Source organism: Bradyrhizobium lablabi (assembly GCF_001440475.1).
GTDB lineage: Bacteria > Pseudomonadota > Alphaproteobacteria > Rhizobiales > Xanthobacteraceae > Bradyrhizobium > Bradyrhizobium lablabi.
Genome location: NZ_LLYB01000042.1, coordinates 26,475 through 47,757 on the forward strand (window position 1 = coordinate 26,475; position 21,283 = coordinate 47,757).

The window sequence follows — 21,283 nt, forward strand, 5'->3', positions numbered from 1 at the left end:
CGCTTGATTTCATCCGTGCGTGAAGTCGCCGGGCCTCAACCCGAGCGCTTTGACGGCTGGCTCCGGAAGCGGGCCCAAGGCTTCGACCCTTTCGTTCGGAGCCATCATTGTTGCGATAATCGCTTCGGCCTTTGCCGGATCCTGCTCAGCCACATAGTAGACCGAGCGAACGGGCGCGCCGCCTCCCAACGGTTCAGTTGTTACGAGGACAACCTGACCATTTGCCATGCCTTGATATAGCACTGACGCGGTGCCGTTTCCATGAAGGTGATGGCCGCGCCCCTGCGAGCCCGCGGTGCAGCAACGGCCATGCGGGATGGGCGTATCCATCTTGTATTGTTCCGGCGCAGCACCAATTACGAATTGTGGGATGCAGAATCGCTCTGGGAGCGAGGACGTGGCCAGCAAGAAAATGGCAGACGGAGGCCTTCCGGTCGTCGCGCGCTTTGAGGTGCGCCACCGCAATTACCTCGCGCCAGACGGCTCGATCAACCGGCCGCTCCCTGCGTTCGCTTCCGATGCCGACCTCCTCACCGCGCTCTATCGGGCGATGATGCTGCTGCGCAACTTTGACCGAAAGGCTGTCGCATTGCAGCGCACGGGCCGGCTTGGGACCTACGCCGTTTCGCTCGGCCAGGAGGCGGTGTCGGTCGGAATAGCCAGTGCGATGCGTGCCGAGGATGTCCTGTTGCCCTCCTATCGCGACAATGGCGCGCTGATCTGGCGTGGCGTCAGGCTGGAGGAAATTCTGCTGTTCTGGGGAGGGGACGAGCGGGGCAATCACTTCTCCGGACCGGTCGAGGATTTTCCGTTTTGCGTTCCCGTGGGATCGCAGGCGCCGCATGCCGCCGGCGTTGCCTATGCCTTCAAGCTGCGCAAGCAGCCGCGCGTCGCCGTCTGCATGTTCGGCGATGGCGCCACCTCGAAGGGGGACGTCTACGAGGCGATGAATTTTGCCGGGGTGCACAAGCTGCCGGTCGTGTTCGTCGCCACCAACAATCAATGGGCTATTTCCGTCCCGTTACGGCTGCAGACCGGTTGCGAAACATTGGCGCAGAAAGCCATCGCCGCCGGCTTCATCGGCGAGCAGGTGGACGGCAGCGATGTCGTGGCGATGCGCGCCGCGGCCGAAGACGCCATCGCCGCCGCCCGTGACGGTCAGGGCCCGCGCTTCATCGAGGCGGTGACCTACCGGCTCGGCGATCATACGACCTCTGATGACGCGTTACGCTATCGTTCGGCCGAGGAGGTCCAGGCCCGCTGGAAGGAAGAGCCGATTGCGCGCCTGAGGAGCTATCTCGTCGGTCAAAAGATGTGGAGCAAGGCGGAAGAAGAACAGCTTGCCGCGGAATGCCATGAGCGCGTCGAGGCGGCGGTCGAGCGCTATTTGGCAACGGAGCCGCGCCGGCCTGAATCCATGTTCGAACATCTCTATGCCGATCTGCCCGGCGTCTATGCCGCGCAGCGCCGCGAACTCGCGGGAGAGGGCGATGCCTGAAATGACGTTGGTCGAAGCCGTCAATCTGGCGCTCGCCCGCGCGATGGAGGATGATCCTGATGTCGTCGTGCTTGGCGAAGATGTCGGTATCAATGGCGGCGTCTTCCGCGCGACCGTCGGGCTGCAAGCGCGTTTCGGCCCCGAGCGCGTGCTCGATACGCCGCTTGCCGAACTCCTGATCAGCGGACTCTGCGTCGGGATGGCTGTGCAGGGGTTGAAGCCCGTCGGCGAGATCCAGTTCATGGGATTTCTGTATCCCTGCATCGACCAACTGGTGAACCATGCCTCCCGAATCCGCAACCGCACCCGGGGGCGGCTCACCTGTCCAATGGTTCTGCGCACGCCGCATGGCGCCGGCATTCGCGCGCCCGAGCATCATTCCGAAAGCACCGAGGCAATGCTCGCCCATATCCCCGGCCTGCGCGTTGTCATTCCCTCGTCGCCGGAACGCGCGTACGGGCTGCTGCTTGCCGCGATCCGTGATCCCGATCCGGTGGTGTTTCTGGAGCCGACGCGTATCTACCGCGCGGCGAAAGGCGAGGTGGAAGACAACGGTGAAGCCTTGCCGCTGGATGTCGCCTTTGTCCTGCGCCAGGGCCGCGACGTCACGCTGATCAGCTGGGGGGCGATGCTGAAGGAAACCATGGCGGCGGCCGAAGCGCTGGCTGCCGAGGGTGTCGCCGCCGAGGTGATCGATCTCGCCACGCTCAAACCCTACGACGAAGCGACGGTGCTCGGCTCGGTCGCAAAAACCGGGCGTTGCGTCATCGTGCACGAGGCGACGCGCACCGGCGGATTCGGAGCCGAGATCGCCGCGCTCATCGCCGAGCGCGGCCTGACTTCGCTGCTCGCGCCCGTGGCCCGCGTCACCGGCTACGACACGGTCATTCCGATGGCGCGGCTCGAGCAGCATATGATGCCGTCGGTCGATCGTATCGTGACGGCCGCGCGCCGGGCGTGCCAGTTCAGTTGATTGCCAGCGGACTTATCCCATGCGCCAGTTCGTATTGCCGGATCTGGGAGAGGGCCTCGAAGAGGCGGAGATCGTGAACTGGTATGTCAATGAAGGCGATCATGTCGTCACCGATCAGCCGCTGGTATCGGTCGAGACTGACAAGGCCGTCGTCGAGGTGCCGTCGCCGTCGAGCGGACGCATCCTGCATTTGTTCGGCGCCAAGGGCGATGTGGTGAAAGTCGGCGCGCCGCTTGTCGAGTTCGCCGAAGGCCCCGAGCAGGACACCGGAACGATTGTCGGCGAACTTGGCCCCGGCGAGCCAGCGGCTGCAGCAGCAACACTTTCCAGGCGAGCGGCCGGAGAGAAGGGGCAGGTTTTTCCGGCCGTGCGCGCACTTGCCCGCAAGCTCGACGTCGATCTCGATCTCGTCGAAGCCACGGGACCCGACGGCACCATCACGCGTGCGGATGTGGAACGGGCGGCCAAGAGTTTGCCCCAAAGCGGACCTGCCGAACTCCTGCGCGGCTTACGGCGCGCGATGGCTCAACGCATGACGGCGGCTCATGCTGAAATCGTCCCTGCGGGTGTGACCGATGAGGCCGATATCGACGATTGGCCAACCGGTGAGGACGTAACAATCCGGCTGGTGCGCGCGATCGCTGTCGCCTGCAAGGCCGAGCCTGCGCTCAATTGCTGGTACAATTCCGGCGCGGGTGAACGGCGTCTGTTCGATCGCATCGATCTCGGCATCGCCGTCGATACCGGGGGCGGCCTTATCGTCCCCGTGTTGCGCAATGTCGCAGAGCGGGACGTATCGGACCTGCGAACCGGGCTTGACCGGATGCGCGCTGACGCCGTCGCGCGCGCGATACCTCCAGGAGAACTGAGAGGAGCGACGATTACGCTGTCGAATTTCGGAATGATTGGAGGCCGTTTCGCCAGCCTGATCGTCGTACCGCCACAGGTGGCGATCATCGGCGCCGGCCGGATCACCCAGGGGGTGGTCGCGTATCGGGGCCAGCCGGCGGTGCGGCGCGTGCTGCCATTGTCGCTTACTTTTGACCATCGTGTGGTGACGGGCGGTGAAGCCGCTCGCTTCCTGGTGGCACTAAAAGCGGATCTTGAGCAGATTTCGTGAAGACTGCCGTGCGCGGGGCCCCTTATGGGCATATTGAGATTCGACGAGGATATCTCCATATCATTTCGATAAGGGAGTCCTTGCTGTGCAGAACGTACAGGCGACTCTTGTTGCGGCCGTTGCAGCCGTTGCCCTCCTGGTCTCTCCCCTTGCCGCCAGGGCGGGGGAGAACGGCAGCAAGCTTGCGCTGACCATCTCGGTCGACGGAGCGATCGGCCCGGCGACGGCCCGGTACGTGAAGGACGCGCTCGCCAAAGCGAGCGAACGCCGTGCCGAGGTGGTTGTTCTGCGCATGAATACGCCGGGCGGTCTCTCAACCAGCATGCGCGAGATCATCGCCGACGTGCTGGCCTCGCGCGTGCCCGTCGTCGGTTACGTTGCGCCCTCCGGAGCCCATGCGGCCAGCGCCGGAACCTATATCCTCTACGCCACGCATATCGCGGCCATGGCGCCGGGCACCAATCTCGGCGCGGCGACGCCGGTGCAGATCGGCGGACCGCTGCCGGGCCTGCCGGACGCCAACCCCGACAAGGACGACAAGGGCAAGAAGGAAGGCAGCGACCAGAAGCCGAAGACAAAGGATGCCATGACGGCGAAGGCGACCAACGACGCCGTCGCCTTGATCCGCAGTCTCGCCGAGTTGCGCGGCCGCAACGCCGATTGGGCGGAGAAGGCGGTGCGGGAAGCCGAAAGCCTTTCCGCCAATGCCGCCTTGCAGGCGAAAGTCATCGATCTCGTCGCACGCGACCAGGCCGAACTGCTCAGGCAAATCGATGGTCGTGCGGTCGAGGTTGCGGGCGGCGATACGCGGCGTCTGGCAACCAGCGAAGCCGCGCGTGAAGCGCTCGACCCCGGATGGATCGCGCAATTCTTAAGGGTGATCACCGATCCCAACATCGCCTTCATTCTCATGCTGGTCGGCATCTACGGCCTGATCTTCGAACTTTCCTCGCCCGGCGCGGTCGCGCCCGGGGTGATCGGCACGATCTGCCTGCTGCTCGGCCTCTATGCGCTCAATATGCTGCCCATCAACTATGCGGGCCTCGCCCTGATCCTGTTGGGGATCACGCTCCTGGTCATCGAAGTCTTCAACCCGACCGTGGTGATCGGTATCGGCGGGATCATCGCATTCGTGCTCGGCGCGGTGATGCTGTTCGAGCTCGAGGAGCCCGGATTGCGGCTGTCATGGCCGGTGATCGGCATCGCGGCGGCGATCTTCGTCGGCATGATCCTGGTTGTGCTCGGCTCGCTTCGACGTGCCCAAAAAGGCCCCGTGCGGCTCGGCGCGCAAGCCATGCGCGGGCTGTCAGCCGAAATCCTCGACTGGTCCGAGCGCGAAGGCCACGTCTTCACCCATGGCGAGCGCTGGCAGGCGCGTGGCACCGAAGCCTTCAAGCCCGGTGAGGTGGTCGAGGTGGCCAACATCCAAGATTTGACGCTCGTGGTACGGCGCCGGCCGGTGCTGACCGCCGGCGAAGGAGGTACGTGATGATGCTTGATTATTTGACTTATGCGACGCTCGCGGTGCTGGTGGTGCTGTTTCTGTCCTCGGCCATTCGCATCCTGCGAGAATACGAGCGCGGCGTCGTGTTCACGCTCGGGCGCTTCACCGGTGTGAAAGGTCCGGGATTCATTATCCTGATTCCGGTGGTGCAGCAGATGGTGAAGGTCGATCTGCGGGTGATGGTCCAGGTCGTGCCGCCCCAGGACGTAATCTCGCGCGACAACGTCTCGGTCAAGGTCAACGCCGTTCTCTACTTCCGTATCATCGATCCCGAGCGCGCCATCATCAAGGTCGGCGATTACATGTCCGCGACCAGCCAGCTCGCGCAGACCACGCTGCGCTCGGTGCTCGGCAAGCACGAGCTGGACGAGATGCTCGCCGAGCGGGATCGGCTCAATGCCGACGTCCAGGAAATTCTCGACCAGCAGACCGACGTCTGGGGCATCAAGGTCACCACCGTCGAGATCAAGGATATCGATCTCAATGAAACCATGGTGCGCGCGATTGCCAAGCAGGCCGAGGCGGAGCGGCTGCGGCGCGCCAAGGTGATCAATGCAATGGGCGAGCAGCAAGCCGCCGAGAAGCTCGTCGAGGCCGGCCGAACGCTGGCGCGCGAGCCGCAGGCGATGCAGTTGCGCTATTTCGCGGCGCTGCACGACATCGCCGGCGAGCGATCCTCGACCGTGGTGTTTCCGCTGCCGATGGATCTACTCGGCCATGTGACGGGAGGGCGGAGGGAGGCGACGTGATTGTGGTCGTTGCCGGCAACAGGCCGTTCGCATGCCTGCGACGGAAGGCTTGGAAGTGCTGATCAATCGATGCCGCCGAACATTCGGCTGTACGGTTCGGCTGCACCCGACAACCAGGGAGAGCGACGATGGTAACGTATGTCGTGCTTGGTAACTTCACCGACCAGGGAATCCGCAATGCCAAGGAGTCGCCGAAGCGGGCCGAGGCTTTCAAAAAGACGGCCGAGACCTTCGGCGTGACCGTCAAGGAGCTGTTCTGGACGCAGGGACGGTATGATGTCGTGACAATCCTCGATGCGCCGGACGAATTTTCCGCCATGACGCTTAGCCTGAGCCTTGGCGCATTGGGCAATGTGCGCACCGAGTCGTTGCGAGCCTTCTCGGCGGCGGACATGACCAAGGTTGTCGAGAAGATGCTCTGACAGCTACTCGTCAAGGACGGTTTGGCGCCTGCTGCTCGAAGTCCCGAGCCGGGGCCTGTCCCGAGAATGGTACCTCGTGATCATACGCCTCGGGCTCGAACTGTTCCTTGAAAATCCCTCGCAGCAACCGCCAGAGTTCGCGGTGGCCGGCCGTTTGACCGCCTTGCGTCAGATACGCCGCGATATCCATGACGTCGGTTCGATAATCCGCAGCTCCGCGGATCCGCGAATCCAGGAAGGTCCACTCGTGTTCGACGTACAAGCGCTTGGTGTCGGTGTCGAAGACCAGGTTCCAGAAATCCAGTTCCGTGACTTCCGGTCCCTTGACCTGTCGATGCAGCTCCCGTTTCAAAAAGGCCATCTTTCGCTCCTTTTGCGTAAGGTCGGTGGAAGGCATCCCGACCTATGCGCCCCATCCAAGTTGGAGACCTGATAGAAATCTGATCATTCCTTGCCGGTTCAAGACCGCACAGGGCGAGTATTTGCCCTGAGGGATGGTCGAGCGCGCCGGACCCGGATACGCTTTGGCCCAATCATGCACGTCAGGGAGGCACAGAGATGAGCAAGCTCGAAAAACTTCGGCCAAGCGGTCTTCATCACAATCCGGCCTATTCCCACGTCGTCGTCGCGTCAGGCGCGCGCACGATCTATATCGCGGGACAGGTCTCCACCGACGAGGAGGGGCGGGTGGTCGGCGAGGGGGATATCGCCGCGCAAACGACACAGGTGATGCACAATATCGGCCTGGCACTGAAATCCGCCGGTGCGAGTTATTCCGATATCGTGAAGATCACCACCTTCGTCGTGGGCTATAAGCCGGAACTCCGTCCGATCATCGGCAAGGCGCGCTCGGTCTTCTTTGAAGGCATGGAGCCGCCGGCAAGCACGCTCGTCGGTGTCACGGCGCTGGCGGCCCCGGAATGGCTGATCGAGATTGAGGCCGTGGCCGTCGTCGATTGATGGCTCTGCGTTTCTCTCTCCGTCATTGCCTGCGACAAACGCGAAGCGTTTGCGCAAGGAGCGAAGCGACGAAGCAATCCACCCATCTGTTATGCCGCGCAATGGATTGCTTTGCTGCGCTCGCAATGACGGGGATGGAGTCGTCTACTCCTCCTCGTCCTCTTCCTTCGCCGGTCCCTTATACGCAATGCCCCTGATGACCGCGGCATTGCCGAACTTCTTGCGCAAATCATCTATTGCGCGCTCGGCATGGGCGGAGCGGCGGTCGAGCATGTCGCTGTCGTCGCCTTGCGATCCCTCGCGCAGCGCACTGACGCCGGTGCCCATCAGGCGGAAGGCGGTGCCGTCGATTTCCCTCGCCAGCATTTCGCGCGACACCGCAAAGATCTTCGCGGCGAGCTGGGTCGGCGCCTGGATCGATTGCGAGCGGGTGCGCTGGCGGAAATCGGCGGTCTTCAGCTTCAGCGTGATGGTACATCCGGCCAGATTGCTGTTTTTCAGCCGCGACGACACTTTCTCGGACAGCCGCCACAACAGCCGCTCCAGCGTGGCGAAATCCCTGATGTCGTTTTCGAACGTGGTTTCGCTCGATATCGTCTTGGCGCCGCGGTCCGGCACCACGCTGCGGTCGTCGATGCCGCGCGCCAGCCGCCACAGCCGGCGGCCTTCGCCGCCGAACTGCTTCATCAGCTCCACCTCGTCGGCGCGCTGCAGATCCGCAATGGTGCGAAAGCCCCGCTGCAGCAGCTTTTCCTGGGTCGCGGGGCCGACACCGTAGATGAAGCCGACCGGCTTGTCCGTCAGCATCTCGCGGGCCTCGACCTGGTCGAGGGCGGCGAAGCCGCGCGGCTTGTCGAGATCGGAGGCGATCTTGGCCAAGAACTTGTTGCAGGACAGGCCGACCGACACCGTGATGCCGATGTCGCGCTCGACGTCGCGAGCAAAGCGCGCCAGCACTTTTGCCGGAATCATGCCGTGGACGCGTTGGGTGCCGGCAAGGTCCAGGAACGCCTCGTCGATAGACAGCGGTTCCACCAGCGGCGTCAGCGTTTGCATGGCATGGCGCACCTCGCGGCCGACGCGGACATATTTTGCCATGTCGGGCGGGATTACGGCCGCCTGCGGGCACAGCTCCAGCGCCTTGAACATCGGCATGGCCGAGCGCACGCCATAGGTTCGCGAGACATAGCAGGCGGCCGACACCACGCCGCGCTTGCCGCCGCCGATGATCACCGGTCTGTCGGCAAGCTCCGGATTGTCGCGCTTCTCGACGGTTGCGTAGAACGCGTCGCAATCGATGTGCGCCAGCGTCAGCGAGGGCAGGGCATGGTGGCGGACCAGGCGCGGGGAACCGCACTCGCCGCAACGCCTTACCTTGATATCGAGGTCGCCGAGGCAATCCCGGCAGAAAGCGCGCGGACCATCAAGGGCTGGCGCCGGCGAGCTCACGGCACGTCGCGCTCCCAGTGCGGGTCACCCAGCACCTGACGGGCGGCGGCGATATTGGTCGGATGCAGTTGCGAGGCGCTCGCAAATGCCTGCACGGTGGCGTCGTCTCGCAGCACAAAATCCAGCACGGATGCCAGAAATTGCGGGTCGGCGGCGGCCGTGCGCAGCGTCTCCGGACCGATACCGGTTTCGGCCAGGAACAGGCCCAGCCGCTCCGGATCGCCGGCAATGAAACTCAGCGCCTGAACTGCAACGATTTCAGCCACTTCGCGGGGGTTGTGAACAGGCTTTTTCAACAGGTGATTTGCCTTTCCGTTAACTTATAGGCTCTACTTTGGAACCATCATGCCCGAGTCTGCGGAGTGCGTTCAACATTTGCAAACCGCTTCGTAAAACTTGGCGCATCGATTTAACGGCTTAGAGCGAAATCTGGCGCTAGTTTGAATTCACTTTTCGGCAAGGGGCGGCTGCGGTGCGGGGCGTGTCGAAAAGCCGGACGTGTGTTCTGGGATGAGGGAGGGACGGGATGGCAAAAACCGTCCTGATCGTGGAGGACAACGAGCTCAACATGAAGCTCTTTCGCGATCTGTTGGAAGCGCATGGCTATCAGACGTCCGGGACCAGCAACGGTTTCGAGGCGCTCGATCTCGTTCGCAAGTTGCGTCCTGATCTGATCCTGATGGACATCCAGTTGCCGCAAGTATCCGGGCTCGAAGTGACGCGCTGGATCAAGGACGATCCGGAGCTGCGCGCTATTCCGGTGGTTGCGGTCACCGCCTTTGCGATGAAGGGCGACGAAGAGCGCATCCGCGAGGGCGGCTGCGAGGCGTATCTGTCCAAACCTATTTCCGTCGGCAAGTTTATCGAAACCGTGCGGCGTTTTATCGGGTAGGAGTGAGTTTTCGATGTCTGCGCGTATCCTTGTCGTCGATGACGTTCCGGCAAACGTCAAGCTCCTGGAAGCCCGCCTGTCGGCCGAATATTTCGACGTGCTGACCGCGTCGAACGGCGCCGAGGCGCTCGACATCTGCTCCCGCTCCGAATGCGACATCATCCTGCTCGACGTCATGATGCCCGACATGGACGGTTTCGAGGTCTGCCGCCGGCTGAAGTCCAATCCGGCCACCCACTTCATTCCCGTCGTGATCGTCACCGCGCTGGACAGCCCGTCGGATCGCGTGCGCGGGCTGGAAGCCGGCGCCGACGATTTTCTCACCAAGCCGGTGTCCGACGTCGTTCTGATCGCGCGCGTCCGCTCGCTGACGCGGCTGAAGATGATGACCGACGAGCTGCGCATGCGCGCCATCACCTCGCTCGAGATCGGCATGGAAGCGCCGGAGCGCAGTGCCATCGCCGACAAGGGCGTCGGCGGACGGATTCTGCTTGTTGACGATCGGCCGTCATCCTACGAGCGGTTGGCCCCGATCCTTTCCGCCGAGCATACCGTCGACGTCGAAATCAATCCAGCGGAGGCGCTGTTCCACGCCGCCGAAGGCAATTACGATCTGCTGATCGTTTCGCTCAGCCTGGAAAATTACGACGGCCTGCGGCTGTGCAGCCAGGCGCGCTCGCTGGAGCGCACCCGCCAGTTGCCGATCCTCGCCATCTCCGACGCCGACAACAATGCGCGGCTGCTGCGCGGGCTCGAAATCGGGGTCAACGATTATCTGCTCCGCCCCGTCGACAAGAACGAACTGCTGGCGCGGGCGCGCACCCAGATCCGCAAGCGGCGCTACACCGACCACCTGCGCGACAACGTGCAGAACTCGATCGAAATGGCGGTCACCGACGCGCTGACCGGCCTGAACAACCGCCGCTACATGGAAAGCCATCTCTCGACGCTCGTCGAGCAGGCCTCCAGCCGCGGCAAGCCGCTGGCGCTGATGATCCTCGACATCGATTACTTCAAGTCGATCAACGATACCTACGGCCACGATGCGGGCGACGACGTGCTGCGCGAATTCGCCGTGCGTATCCGCAAGTCGATCCGCGGCATCGATCTCGCCTGCCGTTACGGCGGCGAGGAGTTTGTGATCGTGATGCCGGAAACCGACCTCAATGTCGCCGGCATGGTCGCCGAGCGCCTGCGCCGCTCGATCGCCGGCGAGACCTTTGCGGTCAACAAGGGCACCAAGCGGATCGACGTCACGATCTCGATCGGCCTGGCCACGCTGGACCACAAGGACGAGCCGGTCGCCGACGTGCTCAAGCGCGCCGACGTGGCGCTGTATCGGGCGAAAAACGACGGGCGGAACAGGGTGGTTTCGACGGCGGCCTAAACGGTCGTCGCTATCGCAGGACGCGCGTCACATAGTTTGCTGTCATACCCCGCGAAGGCGGGGTATCCAGTACGCCGCGGCCTCTCGATTCAATCACCAACGTCTCTGGAATACTGGATCACCGCTCCAGTGCGCAATTGCGCACAAGGCGGGTGACGACAGTTGACGCTATGCCGACGCGCGCATCCCTTCGGCGCGCTGCTTCACCGCGTCATACGCCAGCCGCTTGAACTCGAACGAGAACGGATGCACGAACGCCATCTGGCGCTGCGCCATCATGACGCCGGCCAGGTTGTGCTTCGGCGAGATCCACCATTGGGTGCCGGCGACGCCGCCCCAGTAGAGTTCGCCCGCCGCGTCGGGATGATCGAACGGCGTCGGCTTCACGATCAGGCCGCCGGCCAGGGTAAAGGCCTTGCCGGGCTGCTCTCCCATCGTGGCAAAGCGGATCCACTGGCCCTCGGGCAACTGGTTGGTCAGCATCTGCGCAATCGTTTCCGGCTTGAGCAGGGTCGGCCCGCCGGGCAGCAGGCTTCGGACCAGCGCCACCATGTCATGCAGCGTCGAAACCAGGCCACCGCCGCCGCTGAGCCGCGCGATCGGACGCAGATAGGCGCCGGGGAAGGGCGAGTTGTCGGTTCGGGTCAGTCCCGGCTTCATCGGCTCCATCAGGTCCGCACCGGCGTAATAGGCAACGAGCCGGCCCTGATCCTTTTCCGGCACGACGAAGCCGGTATCGGCCATGCCGAGCGGATCGAGAATCCGCAGCTTGATGAACTTGTCAAAACTCTGCCCGCTGATGACTTCGACCAGCCGCCCCAGCACGTCGGTGGCCAGCGAATATTCCCACGAGGTGCCGGGCTGATAGATCAGCGGCAGGCCGGCCAGGACGTCGACCATGTCGGCCAGCGTCGTCATCGGATTGTGGACGCCGCGCTCGTTAAGCGCCTTGTAGATCGCGGTGCCGGGATCGAAAAAGCCGTAGCTCAGGCCGGAGCTGTGGCTGAGCAACTGGCGGATGGTGATCGAGCTCTTCGCGGGCTCGGTATCGTCAAGGGAGGTCGCGCCGGGCCGCAATACCCTGCGATTTCCGAGTTGCGGAATAAATTTTTCGATCGGATCGTCGAGCCCAAGCTTGCCTTCCTCGAACAGCAGCAGCACCGCGCAGGAGGTGATCAGCTTGGTGTTGGAGAACACGCGAAAGATGTGATCGGTGCGTAGCGGCGTCTGCGCTTCCTTGTCGGCCCAGCCGACGCAATTCACGTCGATGAGGTCGCGCCCGGTCATGACCGCCCAGGAAATCCCCGACAGCAAGTTGTTGTCGATATAGCGCTGCATGGCCGCGCGTGCCGGTTTGAAGTCGTAACCGCTGGCGGTCACTTTCAGGTCTTCCATTTTCGCTCCCTTTTTCCGCAGGCAAATCTTGCACGGCCTTAGCCGGCATCTCGCCGGACGGAATATTTTGCTTTTTGGATTGAACTCCCCGTCAACGCTAACAGCTAAAGATGGCTTCAGGAAGCACGCGGTGATCTCAAGTGGCCCGCTTCCTTGAACGTTGAGCCTTCTCGGCAGCGCTGCTTTCACCGACCTTCACGCCTGCGTTCCTCAGCAGCACCGTTGCGGCCTCCTTTGCGGCGCGCGCCATCGCGGGGTCGTTGCGGACGAGATCCTGCGCGATCGAGCCGTCAACGAGCAGTGCGAGCTGCGTCGCCAAGGCTTCTGCATTCGCGACACCAAGCTGCACCAGCAGGTCGCGAAACCGGAGACGGCGGCTCTCCTTGAACGCGACCGCCACCTTTCGGACCGACCGGTCTTCGCCGAGTTCGGCGACCGCATTGACGAAGGGGCAGCCGCGAAAATCCTTGTGCGAAAAGCGCCGCTCCAGCGAATCGAAGGTGCCGAGAATCTGCTCGACCGGCGATTTGTCGGAAGCGCGCGGCGCGACGAAACGCCGGGCCAGATAGGCCGAGATCAGCGCGTCTTTTGACGGGAAATGATTGTAGAGCGTGCGTTTGCTGATGCCGATTTCGGCCGCGATAGTGTCGACGCCGACCGCGCGGATTCCCTGCAGATAGAACAGCCTATCCGCGGTTTCCAGAATCCGGTCCTTCATCGCCGGTTTGGCGGGCAGGGGTGCCATGCGAATGCGTGGGTCGCCGTTTGCTTGACAGCAGAGCCCCCTTATAGCCTAGTTACACAGGTCTGTGTACCCATTTCAGATATCGATTGCAGGACGCGGCGTTCGAATTCGCGGCCCTTGGGAGAATAAAAACAATGGCCGCCCTGCTGCAGATCCTGCGCCCGACGCTGCCCATTCTGATCGGCGCGTCCATTATGCTCACGCTCAGCATGGGCCTGCGGCAATCGCTCGGCCTGTTCATGCAGCCGCTGACGCAGGATATCCGGATTTCGGTGTCCGATTTCACGCTGGCGCTCGCGGTGCAGAACCTCGCCTGGGGTTTCCTGCAGCCGCTCGCCGGCGCGCTGACGGTGCGCTACGGTTTTCGGCCCATCATGATTGTCGGTTCGCTGTTCTATGTCGCCGGCCTTGCGCTCATGGCGGGCGCCAACGGCATTCTCAGCATCATGATCGGCGCCGGCGTGCTGATCGGCATCTCGCTGGCCTGCACCGCGGCGGCGATTGCGATGTCGGTCGCAGCCCGCGCGGTGCCGGCGTCGGTGCGCTCGACGGTGCTTGGCCTGGTCTCGGGCGTTGGATCGCTCGGCGCGCTGTTGTCGGCGCCGATCGGACAGATTCTCAACGAGGGCTATGGCTGGCGGATCGGCCTTGTCGGCTTCGTGGTGCTGTCGCTCCTGATGATTCCGGCGGCCTGGTATGCGGGCAGGGTGGACAGGATCCCGCTGCCCAAGCCCACCGATGACAAGATCGGCGACACGTCGGCTGGTGCAGCGACGAAGATGGCGTTCTCCAACGCTTCCTTCGTGGTGATGACCGGCGCCTATTTCGTCTGCGGCATGCAGCTCGTCTTTCTCACCACGCATTTGCCATCGTATCTGGCGATCTGCGGCATGGACCCGATGCTGAGCGCGCAGACGCTCGGCATGATCGGCGGCTTCAACGTGCTCGGCAGCATCTTTTTCGGCTGGGCCGGCCAGCGCTGGAACAAGCTGGCGTTGCTCGGCGGTATCTACATTTTCCGCTCGATCGCACTCGCCTGGTACTTCACGCTGCCGCCGACACCGGCGACCACGCTCTTGTTCGGCGCCATCATGGGCTTCCTGTGGATGGGCGTCGGCCCGCTGGTCGCGGGCGCCGTGGCGGAAATGTTCGGCCTGAAATGGCAGGCGATGATCCAGGGGCTCGCCTTTATGAGCCATCAGGTCGGCAGCTTCCTCGGCGCCTATGGCGGCGGGGTGCTCTACGACGCGCTCGGCTCCTACACCATGGCTTGGCGGATCGGCGTCGCACTGGGCCTGGCCGGCGGCATTGTCCAGGTCGCGTTCGCGCTGATCCGGCCGGGCCGGCCGCCGCAGATGCAGACGGCGTAAAGGCCTGATCACGAAGTAGCTCAAAACGAGGCATTGCAAAATGCCGCCTATGTTTTAGGCGTCGTTGCCTTTAAAGTCGGCAGAAAAATAGAATGCTCGTGCTCGGAAAGCCCGAAATCGATGCCAATTCATTAGGTTAACCGAAAACCTTCGATGGCACGAATCTTGTCTGATCGAGGTTAAGTTTCGATTTTGGGAAACGTCATCGACATCGCCCACCCCTGTTGAGCGTCAGGGAAGGCAGGTAGTCCATGAGACTGGCCGCCGCCCATCCCCAGCTATTTCGGCTCGACGTTGCTGCTGCGACGTCGACCATCACGAGCCCCTTGCCCAAAATCAGCGTTGATCCTGCCGTCGCCGCTCAAGGCATCGGACGGTTCATACCCGCCATCCAGGACATTCTGAGAAACAAACTGAAGGGCACAGCAAATTCTGTGCAGCGCCGATGGCGCGCGGTTCGCATTCGCATGGGAGAGATCGACAAAGTGGTTGGGTAAGCCCTCACGGACATCTGTTGCGACGAGGAGAAAGACGATGGGACTCTGGAAATACGCGCGCCAAAGACTCGTGCCTTTCGTGATTGCTCTCTTGGGGATCGCGCTTCTCTGCGTGCTGTTCGGTGACATCGCGCTCGCGGAAGACGCCGGACCGCCGGCCTGCGGTGGCAAGATTCTCGAGAAGTGCACACCCAACTCCGGCGATACCGCATGGATGCTGACGTCGGTCGCGCTCGTCTTGATGATGACCATTCCGGGTCTCGGACTGTTCTATGGCGGCATGGTGCGCAAGAAGAACGTGGGCGACACAGTGATGACCAGCTTTGCCGTCACCTGCCTCGTCACCATTCTGTTCGCGCTCTTCACCTACAGCATGGCGTTTCGCGCCGGCTCGCCGTTCATCGGGGGGCTGGATCGGATGTTTCTGAAGGACATCCTGAGCGACATCGGCAAGGGAGGCATCGGCAATCCCAATCCGCTCGCCGCGACCATTCCAGAAAGTGTGTACATCTGCTTTCAGATGACGTTTGCCATCATTACGCCGGCGCTGATTGCTGGCGCGTTTGCCGAGCGGATGAAGTTCTCGGCCATGCTCTGGTTCATCGGCCTGTGGGCGATTTTCGTCTATGCGCCGATTGCGCACTGGGTCTGGGGACCCGACGGCATCTTCGCCGCCGGCAACGAGGCCGCGTGGGTGAAAGTGCTGGATTTCGCCGGCGGCACTGTCGTGCATATCAACGCCGGTGTTGCAGGGCTGATGTGCGCGATCATGCTCGGCAAGCGCAGCGAGACCGGGCCGGCGCACAACATGGTGCTCACCTTCATCGGCGCCTCCCTGCTGTGGGTTGGCTGGTTCGGATTCAACGCTGGCTCCGCCGTGACCGCGGGCATGCAGGCTGGCATGGCTATGCTGGTGACGCAGATTGCCACGGCCGTTGCCGCCTTTACCTGGATGCTGGTGGAGTGGGCGCTGAAGGGCAAGCCCACCGTCATCGGCATCTGCTCAGGCGCGGTCGCCGGCCTTGTCGCGATTACGCCGGCTTCCGGCTTCGTCGGGCCGGTCGGCGCCTTCGCCATCGGAATCGCGGCAGGCGTCTTCTGCTACTGGGGGTGCACCAGCTTGAAGCGCACGTTCAGCTATGACGACGCGCTGGATTGTTTCGGCGTTCATGCGATCGGCGGCATCGTCGGGGCGCTTCTGACCGGAGTGTTCGCGGTCGAGCAATACGGTGGTACCGCAGGCGTTCTGGAGGGTAACGTTGGACAATTCTTCAACCAGTGCATCGGCGTGGCCACCGTTTTCGTTTATGGCGCCGTCGTCAGCCTGATCATCCTTTTCGTGGTCAAGATTTTCGTCGGTCTCCGCGTGACGCGAGAGATCGAGCGGGAAGGGCTCGACCTCGCGCTGCACGGAGAAGTCGTGCAATAATGCAAAGTCGAGGCAGCGTCCCGCAGCGCCGGCGTTCATCGCCGGCCGTTGCGGGAAAAAAGCTGTCCTGGAACAGTGCTGGAAACGATCGAGGCGGCCAAAACTCTTTTGGGGGTGTTGCGTCCAGCCAGTTCAAACTACTTTCACTACTCTCGGCGATCATTCGGCGAGGAGAGTCACATGAACTGGTTCTATTGGAATACAGCGTGGTCGCTGTTCTTCAGCCTCGTTTGGTTCATGACCATCACGAACAATCCCGAGGCGCGGATCTCGGATGCGCATTTGCGCGATGAGGCCTTCGGCGGCTGAATGTAGGTCTGGGTTACAAAGCGGATCGGGCCGTACCACGGACGCCCGAGCGTTTTTTGTCGTGCCAACTGTCCCGAGACCTCGCGACGGCTAGTCTAGCTCCGATAGAAGCGCCACATCCTGAGGAATGTTCGGTGGATCACATCGGGCGGCTGATCGAACGGCTCTAGACCGATCCGCACGGCGCCATTGTGGTCCATGTGCCACGGCAGACGCATCAGCAGGCGATAGATCGGCTGCTTGCGCCAATCGACGACGAGAGCGCTGCGGAGCGGTGCGTTGAGCACAATCTGCAGCTCATGAACCGTCATCGCCCGCTCGGCAATCTGAACGACATCGATACGCTCGATGGCCCGCCAGCGGATCAACCCGAAGGCCTGGATGAAGATGCCATATTGATTGGCGCCGATGGTCGGCCGCCCGGTCTCCAGCAGAGGGATGTTGTAGTAGGTGAAGCTGGCCGCTGCTAGCGCGGGTAACAACCAATAGACGGCGCCGGTGATCCATGCGGCTGTGCAAAATACCGCAGCCAGCGCAGCGCTGATGTAGACGGGAAAGTAGATGTCTTCGCGCACATAGGCGACCGAGTAGCCACCGGCATTTCGCTCGTCCAGGGTTGCGCTCATGTGAACCCAATGCCCGAGGCCTGCCAGAGTGGCACAAGTCGCCGCGGCGGAATCGCTTAACTCAACACAGTGTTCGGAAGCTGGTTCCCGAGCGAGGATAGCAGTGCGCAGGTCCTGGTGTCACCTTGCGGGTGGCGGGCTGCAAAAATGAAAACGGGGCCGCAAGGCCCCGTTCAAATCCGTCAGCAATGGCTTGCGACGTTACTTGATCTTCGATTCCTTGAACTCGACGTGCTTGCGCGCAACCGGGTCGTACTTCTTCTTGACCAGCTTGTCGGTCATGGTGCGCGAATTCTTCTTGGCGACGTAATAGAAGCCGGTGTCCGCCGTGGAAACGAGCTTGACCTTGATGGTGACCGCTTTGGCCATGGTTAAGACCTCAAATGTCTGGAAATCTGGCGCCGGCCAAGCGGCCTGCAGTTGGCGCGGAAACTACCCGCAAACGGCCCAAAGTCAAGGTTTTCCGGGTCAAAACCGGCTCCGATTCGGGCAATTTCCGCCCTGAAACCCCGATTTTCTCGAACCTGGCGCGCCGTGCCGCCGACAACCGCCTGTTCCCGGGATCAAGCAGGACAGGAGAGGCAGGAATGGCGGTTGCGATGACGCGGGAGGGCCAAACCATCCGGGTCGAATGGCTTCGGCGATGGTACCTCAGCCTGCCTTCGCTGCCGTTTCTGGCCGGAAGCCTGTACTTCCTCTGGTACGCAGCTCTCATCATCAGGGCCGACGTCAGCGGAGCGGGGCGCTGGAGCGACGACTGGGTTGGTCTCCTGTTCTGTATCGGATTCGCGCTGCTGGTCGGTACGCCCGGCCTGATCCTGGCGACGCTGCGTTACTTCGTCGAGCTGGACATGGCGCTCCGGCGGATCGTCATCACGAGGCAGTTCGGGCCGCTTAAAATTCGCAGCCAGCGCCAGCCCTCCGATTTCAAGTTCATCAGCATCGTGGATGGCCGCGACAAGGATTCGGCGCTGACCATGTACGACGTCAGTCTTTGCGGCGGAAAGGGCGTGAGACCGATCCTCGTCTCCTCCTTCGCCCACCGCCGGGAAGCGAATGATTTCGCACGCGAGCTCGGGGATGCGTTCGAGCTCCCGCCCAGGGACTACGTCGGCACCTCGTAGACGATCCGGATCTGTCGGGCGCCGTCCGCATCAACTCTCGAAGAAGCGGTTCTTCGGTCGCGGCAGGCCGAGATTCTCCCGCAACGTCCTGCCCTCATACTCTTTCCGGAAAATCCCGCGCCGCTGCAGTTCCGGCACCACCTTGTCGACGAAATCATCGAGGCCCGCGGGCAAGAACGGGAACATGATGTTGAAACCGTCGCTGCCGCGGCTCACCAGCCAGTCTTCCATCTGGTCGGCGATAGTTTGGGGCGTGCCGACGAACGACAGACCGCCATAGCCACCGACGCGCTGGGCGAGCTGGCGCACGGTGAGCTTGTCGCGCGCGGCGGCATCGACGAGGCGCTGGCGGCCGCTCTTGCTGGCGTTGGTTTCCGGGATTGGCGGCAACTGCCCGTCGGGATCGAAGCCGGACGCATCCGTGCCGAGCTGGACCGAGAGCGAGGCGATGGCGCTGTCGTAATGCACCATGCTGTCGAGCTTTGCTCTCTTCTCCTTGGCTTCCTCGACGCTGTCACCGACCACGACGAAGGCGCCGGGCAGGATCTTCAGGTGCTCGGGGTCGCGGCCGATCTTCTCCATGCGGCCCTTGATGTCGGCATAAAGCTTCTGCCCGTCGGCGAGGCTGCCGCCGCCGGTGAACACGGCCTCGGCCGTTTCGGCCGCGAGTTGCCTGCCGTCTTCGGACGCGCCGGCCTGCACGATCAGCGGCCAGCCCTGCACGGGGCGGGCAATATTGAGCGGCCCGCGCACGGAGAGATATTTTCCCTTGTGATTGAGCACGTGCATTTTCTCGGGATCGAAATAGAGCCCGCTCTCGACATCGCGCACGAAGGCGTCGTCGGCAAAGGAATCCCAGAGACCGGTGACCACGTCATAGAATTCACGCGCCCGCTTGTAGCGCTCGGCATGCTCCATGTGGTCGTCGAGCCCGAAATTGAGCGCGGCGTCCGGGTTGGAGGTGGTGACGATATTCCATCCCGCGCGCCCGCCCGAGATATGATCGAGCGAGGCAAAACGCCGGGCAACGTGATAGGGCTCGTCGAACGTCGTCGATCCCGTCGCGATCAGGCCGATATGTTCGGTGGCGCCGGCCAGCGCCGACAGCAGCGTGAACGGCTCGAACGAGGTCACCGTGTGGCTGCGCTTGAGCGCATTGATCGGCATGTTCAAGACGGCCAGATGGTCGGCCATGAAGAAGGCGTCGAACTTGCCGGCCTCCAGCTTCTGGATCAGCCGCTTGATGTGCGGGAAATTGAAGTTCGCGTCGGGCCAGGCACCGGGATAGCGCCACGCGCCGGTGTGGATGGAGACCGGCCGCATGAACGCGCCGAGCTTGAGTTGCCGCTGTGCCATTGCCCCGTTCCGTAGCTGTTATTGTTGGGGAAGAGATAGGGAGCCGTTGAAGGCGACGCCATCAGGTGGCCTCCAGAAGAATATTGCGAATTAGGCGACGTTCGGAGGACATTTCCACGTCACTTCTCGCCGCGGGCTCGAATATCGGATATTCACTTGGCTGCGTGGCTACCCACAACCCGAACGATCCGTATTCCCGCCGCATCGAGGGGCACATGACTTTTGCAGCAAGGCTATTTCTGCTCGTTGGATTCCTCGTCGTGCCGATGCTCGGTTCGGCGCATCAGGCGCAAGCCCAGATCGTCGCCATCGGCGCCAGCAATGTAGCAGGAAGGGGCGTCAGCAGTTCGGATGCCTGGCCGGCGCAACTGGAGGGCATGCTCGTGGCGAAAGGCCGCCATGTTCATGTGACGAACGCCGGAATTAACGGCGATACCAATGCGGGAATGCTGGCCCGGCTGGACTCCGCGGTCCCGCAAGGGACGAAGATCGTACTGCTCGATCGCTACGGCGGCGGCTGGAACGCGCGGCGGCGGGGTATGGGGGACCAGAGCGCGGAATTGGCCTCAATCGAAGCCCGGCTTCGCAGCCGAGGCATCAGAATTATTCCGATGTGGTGGAACCCCGCCTTGCGTCAATATCTGCAGCCGGACGGTATTCACTTCACGCCGGAGGGGCACCGGCTGGTCGCAACCAAGATGTTGCCCCCGGTCATGGGCGCCGTTCGCTGATCTCGGCGCTTAAGCCCCCAGCACGTCCTTCTGCATCTTGCCGCCGTAGAAATGGAAGAACGGCACCGGCGCGTCGTGGCGCAGCGGGCCGGTGGCGAGGCGGCGGTCGAGTTCGGCGAGCACGTTCTTGGTCATGGCATGCGCGTCGGCGAGCGGCTGCGAGCCGATCTCGACCCATACCAGTTCGACCAGCTCGGCATCGGCGTGGATGACGCCTTCGACCCGGTGCGCGATGGCTGACGCATCCGCGGTGAAGAAGCGCGTGTCGAAGCGGCGAACGCGGCCGGGCGGGGTGATCGCGCGCGCAATCAGGAACAGGCCGGACGGATCGGGCAGGAGGCCCGCTTCCGCGAACGGCTTCCAGGCGCCGTCGAGCTTCACGGGCTTGTCGACCTTGCATCCGAGGCAGAGGCCAGTTTCCTCGCAGGCTTCGCGGATCGCGGCAACCGCGAGTGCGCGGGCGCGGGACGGCGCGATCTTCGGGCTGCCCTTCAGGAGATTGGCTTCAAGCTCCGCGGAAATGGGAGCCGCGACGGGAATGCGGTTGTCGGCTTTATCGACGCGGCCGCCGGGGAAGACGTACTTGCCCGGCATGAACACCACTTTGTCGTGGCGCCTGCCGACCAGCACTTTCGGCTTGTCGCCGGAGCGGTCGATCAGGATCAGCGTCGCTGCATCCTTGGGCCGGAAATAGGGATGGTGATCGGCTTCTTTTCCTTCGTGTACGGCAGTCGCAGCGTCGCTCAT

At 62.8% G+C, this 21,283-nt stretch carries 25 protein-coding genes; 15 read left to right on the forward strand and 10 right to left on the reverse strand.

Annotated features, from left to right (window positions below; all coding sequences use genetic code 11):
• Positions 1-9: 9 nt before the first annotated feature.
• Positions 10-330, reverse strand: a complete 321-nt coding sequence (locus CQ14_RS04660) for a hypothetical protein (protein ID WP_245320189.1) — start codon at positions 328-330, stop codon at positions 10-12.
• A gap of 82 nt (positions 331-412) precedes the next feature.
• Between CQ14_RS04660 and pdhA the strand changes: the two genes are divergently transcribed.
• The 6 genes from pdhA to CQ14_RS04690 all read left to right on the forward strand — a co-directional run bounded on the left by pdhA (position 413) and on the right by CQ14_RS04690 (position 6,266).
• The gene (pdhA, locus tag CQ14_RS04665) at positions 413-1,498 is read left to right on the forward strand and encodes a pyruvate dehydrogenase (acetyl-transferring) E1 component subunit alpha (protein ID WP_057856790.1); all 1,086 of its coding nucleotides are present in this window, start codon (positions 413-415) and stop codon (positions 1,496-1,498) included.
• Positions 1,491-2,471 (forward strand): alpha-ketoacid dehydrogenase subunit beta, encoded by a 981-nt coding sequence (locus tag CQ14_RS04670; RefSeq protein WP_057856791.1) that lies wholly within the window; start codon positions 1,491-1,493, stop codon positions 2,469-2,471. The genes pdhA and CQ14_RS04670 overlap by 8 nt, the downstream gene beginning before the upstream one ends.
• A 19-nt stretch (positions 2,472-2,490) precedes the next feature.
• Positions 2,491-3,591, forward strand: coding sequence for a dihydrolipoamide acetyltransferase family protein (locus CQ14_RS04675; RefSeq protein ID WP_057856760.1), 1,101 nt, complete (start codon positions 2,491-2,493; stop codon positions 3,589-3,591).
• Positions 3,592-3,676: 85 nt separating this feature from the next.
• The gene (locus CQ14_RS04680) at positions 3,677-5,080 is read left to right on the forward strand and encodes an NfeD family protein (RefSeq protein ID WP_057856761.1); all 1,404 of its coding nucleotides are present in this window, start codon (positions 3,677-3,679) and stop codon (positions 5,078-5,080) included.
• Positions 5,080-5,844 (forward strand): slipin family protein, encoded by a 765-nt coding sequence (locus CQ14_RS04685; protein WP_057856762.1) that lies wholly within the window; start codon positions 5,080-5,082, stop codon positions 5,842-5,844. The genes CQ14_RS04680 and CQ14_RS04685 overlap by 1 nt, the downstream gene beginning before the upstream one ends.
• Positions 5,845-5,972: 128 nt before the next feature.
• Complete coding sequence (locus CQ14_RS04690) at positions 5,973-6,266, forward strand: GYD domain-containing protein (RefSeq protein WP_057856763.1); 294 nt, start codon at positions 5,973-5,975, stop codon at positions 6,264-6,266.
• Positions 6,267-6,276: 10 nt separating this feature from the next.
• Here the strand turns inward: CQ14_RS04690 and CQ14_RS04695 are convergent, their stop codons facing one another.
• A complete protein-coding gene (locus CQ14_RS04695) occupies positions 6,277-6,627 on the reverse strand; it encodes a hypothetical protein (RefSeq protein WP_156434681.1) in 351 nt (116 codons plus the stop codon).
• 197 nt (positions 6,628-6,824) lie between these two features.
• Between CQ14_RS04695 and CQ14_RS04700 the strand changes: the two genes are divergently transcribed.
• Positions 6,825-7,226 (forward strand): RidA family protein, encoded by a 402-nt coding sequence (locus CQ14_RS04700; protein ID WP_057856765.1) that lies wholly within the window; start codon positions 6,825-6,827, stop codon positions 7,224-7,226.
• Between the two features lie 144 nt (positions 7,227-7,370).
• On the opposite strand, the gene CQ14_RS04705 is transcribed toward CQ14_RS04700, so the two are convergent.
• Together CQ14_RS04705 and CQ14_RS04710 are read right to left on the reverse strand one after the other, a co-directional pair.
• On the reverse strand, positions 7,371-8,675 hold the full coding sequence (locus CQ14_RS04705; protein WP_057856766.1) for a DNA polymerase IV: 1,305 nt from the start codon (positions 8,673-8,675) through the stop codon (positions 7,371-7,373).
• Entirely contained in the window at positions 8,672-8,971 is a 300-nt protein-coding gene (locus CQ14_RS04710; RefSeq protein WP_057856767.1) for a DUF3572 domain-containing protein, read from the reverse strand. Before CQ14_RS04710 ends, CQ14_RS04705 begins: the two co-directional genes overlap by 4 nt.
• A 230-nt stretch (positions 8,972-9,201) precedes the next feature.
• Between CQ14_RS04710 and CQ14_RS04715 the strand changes: the two genes are divergently transcribed.
• Both CQ14_RS04715 and CQ14_RS04720 read left to right on the forward strand, forming a co-directional pair.
• Positions 9,202-9,567, forward strand: a complete 366-nt coding sequence (locus CQ14_RS04715) for a response regulator (protein ID WP_027538546.1) — start codon at positions 9,202-9,204, stop codon at positions 9,565-9,567.
• A gap of 13 nt (positions 9,568-9,580) precedes the next feature.
• Positions 9,581-10,954 (forward strand): PleD family two-component system response regulator, encoded by a 1,374-nt coding sequence (locus tag CQ14_RS04720; protein WP_057856768.1) that lies wholly within the window; start codon positions 9,581-9,583, stop codon positions 10,952-10,954.
• 168 nt (positions 10,955-11,122) lie between these two features.
• On the opposite strand, the gene CQ14_RS04725 is transcribed toward CQ14_RS04720, so the two are convergent.
• Together CQ14_RS04725 and CQ14_RS04730 are read right to left on the reverse strand one after the other, a co-directional pair.
• Positions 11,123-12,349, reverse strand: coding sequence for a serine hydrolase domain-containing protein (locus tag CQ14_RS04725; protein ID WP_245320191.1), 1,227 nt, complete (start codon positions 12,347-12,349; stop codon positions 11,123-11,125).
• Between the two features lie 136 nt (positions 12,350-12,485).
• Positions 12,486-13,094 (reverse strand): TetR/AcrR family transcriptional regulator, encoded by a 609-nt coding sequence (locus CQ14_RS04730; RefSeq protein ID WP_057856769.1) that lies wholly within the window; start codon positions 13,092-13,094, stop codon positions 12,486-12,488.
• A gap of 134 nt (positions 13,095-13,228) precedes the next feature.
• Here CQ14_RS04730 and CQ14_RS04735 point away from each other — a divergent pair, with 134 nt between their 5' ends.
• The 4 genes from CQ14_RS04735 (at position 13,229) to CQ14_RS47510 (ending at position 16,699) form a co-directional block, all read left to right on the forward strand.
• Positions 13,229-14,464: an MFS transporter gene (locus CQ14_RS04735; protein ID WP_057856770.1), complete on the forward strand. Its 1,236-nt coding sequence runs from the start codon at positions 13,229-13,231 to the stop codon at positions 14,462-14,464.
• A 251-nt stretch (positions 14,465-14,715) separates the two neighbouring features.
• On the forward strand, positions 14,716-14,961 hold the full coding sequence (locus CQ14_RS04740) for a hypothetical protein (RefSeq protein WP_057856771.1): 246 nt from the start codon (positions 14,716-14,718) through the stop codon (positions 14,959-14,961).
• Between the two features lie 37 nt (positions 14,962-14,998).
• Positions 14,999-16,390 (forward strand): ammonium transporter, encoded by a 1,392-nt coding sequence (locus CQ14_RS04745; RefSeq protein ID WP_057856772.1) that lies wholly within the window; start codon positions 14,999-15,001, stop codon positions 16,388-16,390.
• 180 nt (positions 16,391-16,570) lie between these two features.
• Positions 16,571-16,699: a hypothetical protein gene (locus tag CQ14_RS47510; protein ID WP_283807190.1), complete on the forward strand. Its 129-nt coding sequence runs from the start codon at positions 16,571-16,573 to the stop codon at positions 16,697-16,699.
• Between the two features lie 95 nt (positions 16,700-16,794).
• Here the strand turns inward: CQ14_RS47510 and CQ14_RS04750 are convergent, their stop codons facing one another.
• Positions 16,795-17,325 carry a hypothetical protein gene (locus tag CQ14_RS04750; RefSeq protein ID WP_057856773.1) on the reverse strand — a complete coding sequence of 177 codons (531 nt, stop codon included), beginning with the start codon at positions 17,323-17,325 and terminating at the stop codon, positions 16,795-16,797.
• Positions 17,326-17,526: 201 nt separating this feature from the next.
• A complete protein-coding gene (gene rpmG / locus CQ14_RS04755; RefSeq protein ID WP_027537094.1) occupies positions 17,527-17,694 on the reverse strand; it encodes a 50S ribosomal protein L33 in 168 nt (55 codons plus the stop codon).
• A 218-nt stretch (positions 17,695-17,912) separates the two neighbouring features.
• On the opposite strand from rpmG, the gene CQ14_RS04760 reads away from it, so the two are divergent.
• Positions 17,913-18,449, forward strand: a complete 537-nt coding sequence (locus CQ14_RS04760) for a hypothetical protein (RefSeq protein WP_057856793.1) — start codon at positions 17,913-17,915, stop codon at positions 18,447-18,449.
• 30 nt (positions 18,450-18,479) lie between these two features.
• Here the strand turns inward: CQ14_RS04760 and CQ14_RS04765 are convergent, their stop codons facing one another.
• Positions 18,480-19,805 carry an LLM class flavin-dependent oxidoreductase gene (locus CQ14_RS04765; RefSeq protein ID WP_057856774.1) on the reverse strand — a complete coding sequence of 442 codons (1,326 nt, stop codon included), beginning with the start codon at positions 19,803-19,805 and terminating at the stop codon, positions 18,480-18,482.
• A gap of 215 nt (positions 19,806-20,020) precedes the next feature.
• Here CQ14_RS04765 and CQ14_RS04770 point away from each other — a divergent pair, with 215 nt between their 5' ends.
• On the forward strand, positions 20,021-20,536 hold the full coding sequence (locus CQ14_RS04770) for an SGNH/GDSL hydrolase family protein (RefSeq protein ID WP_057856775.1): 516 nt from the start codon (positions 20,021-20,023) through the stop codon (positions 20,534-20,536).
• Positions 20,537-20,545: 9 nt separating this feature from the next.
• Here CQ14_RS04770 and CQ14_RS04775 read toward each other — a convergent pair whose 3' ends face one another.
• Positions 20,546-21,283 (reverse strand): NUDIX hydrolase, encoded by a 738-nt coding sequence (locus CQ14_RS04775; RefSeq protein ID WP_057856776.1) that lies wholly within the window; start codon positions 21,281-21,283, stop codon positions 20,546-20,548.

Coding starts and splice junctions, on each gene's coding strand:
- CQ14_RS04660 (WP_245320189.1), bottom strand. CDS start 330: ATGGATACGCCCATCCCGCATGGCCGTTGCTGCACCGCGGGCTCGCAG.
- pdhA (WP_057856790.1), top strand. CDS start 413: ATGGCAGACGGAGGCCTTCCGGTCGTCGCGCGCTTTGAGGTGCGCCAC.
- CQ14_RS04670 (WP_057856791.1), top strand. CDS start 1,491: ATGCCTGAAATGACGTTGGTCGAAGCCGTCAATCTGGCGCTCGCCCGC.
- CQ14_RS04675 (WP_057856760.1), top strand. CDS start 2,491: ATGCGCCAGTTCGTATTGCCGGATCTGGGAGAGGGCCTCGAAGAGGCG.
- CQ14_RS04685 (WP_057856762.1), top strand. CDS start 5,080: ATGATGCTTGATTATTTGACTTATGCGACGCTCGCGGTGCTGGTGGTG.
- CQ14_RS04690 (WP_057856763.1), top strand. CDS start 5,973: ATGGTAACGTATGTCGTGCTTGGTAACTTCACCGACCAGGGAATCCGC.
- CQ14_RS04695 (WP_156434681.1), bottom strand. CDS start 6,627: ATGGCCTTTTTGAAACGGGAGCTGCATCGACAGGTCAAGGGACCGGAA.
- CQ14_RS04700 (WP_057856765.1), top strand. CDS start 6,825: ATGAGCAAGCTCGAAAAACTTCGGCCAAGCGGTCTTCATCACAATCCG.
- CQ14_RS04715 (WP_027538546.1), top strand. CDS start 9,202: ATGGCAAAAACCGTCCTGATCGTGGAGGACAACGAGCTCAACATGAAG.
- CQ14_RS04720 (WP_057856768.1), top strand. CDS start 9,581: ATGTCTGCGCGTATCCTTGTCGTCGATGACGTTCCGGCAAACGTCAAG.
- CQ14_RS04725 (WP_245320191.1), bottom strand. CDS start 12,349: ATGGAAGACCTGAAAGTGACCGCCAGCGGTTACGACTTCAAACCGGCA.
- CQ14_RS04730 (WP_057856769.1), bottom strand. CDS start 13,094: ATGGCACCCCTGCCCGCCAAACCGGCGATGAAGGACCGGATTCTGGAA.
- CQ14_RS04735 (WP_057856770.1), top strand. CDS start 13,229: ATGGCCGCCCTGCTGCAGATCCTGCGCCCGACGCTGCCCATTCTGATC.
- CQ14_RS04740 (WP_057856771.1), top strand. CDS start 14,716: ATGAGACTGGCCGCCGCCCATCCCCAGCTATTTCGGCTCGACGTTGCT.
- CQ14_RS04745 (WP_057856772.1), top strand. CDS start 14,999: ATGGGACTCTGGAAATACGCGCGCCAAAGACTCGTGCCTTTCGTGATT.
- CQ14_RS47510 (WP_283807190.1), top strand. CDS start 16,571: ATGAACTGGTTCTATTGGAATACAGCGTGGTCGCTGTTCTTCAGCCTC.
- CQ14_RS04750 (WP_057856773.1), bottom strand. CDS start 17,325: ATGAGCGCAACCCTGGACGAGCGAAATGCCGGTGGCTACTCGGTCGCC.
- rpmG (WP_027537094.1), bottom strand. CDS start 17,694: ATGGCCAAAGCGGTCACCATCAAGGTCAAGCTCGTTTCCACGGCGGAC.
- CQ14_RS04760 (WP_057856793.1), top strand. CDS start 17,913: ATGGCGGTTGCGATGACGCGGGAGGGCCAAACCATCCGGGTCGAATGG.
- CQ14_RS04765 (WP_057856774.1), bottom strand. CDS start 19,805: ATGGCACAGCGGCAACTCAAGCTCGGCGCGTTCATGCGGCCGGTCTCC.
- CQ14_RS04770 (WP_057856775.1), top strand. CDS start 20,021: ATGACTTTTGCAGCAAGGCTATTTCTGCTCGTTGGATTCCTCGTCGTG.
- CQ14_RS04775 (WP_057856776.1), bottom strand. CDS start 21,283: ATGAGCGACGCTGCGACTGCCGTACACGAAGGAAAAGAAGCCGATCAC.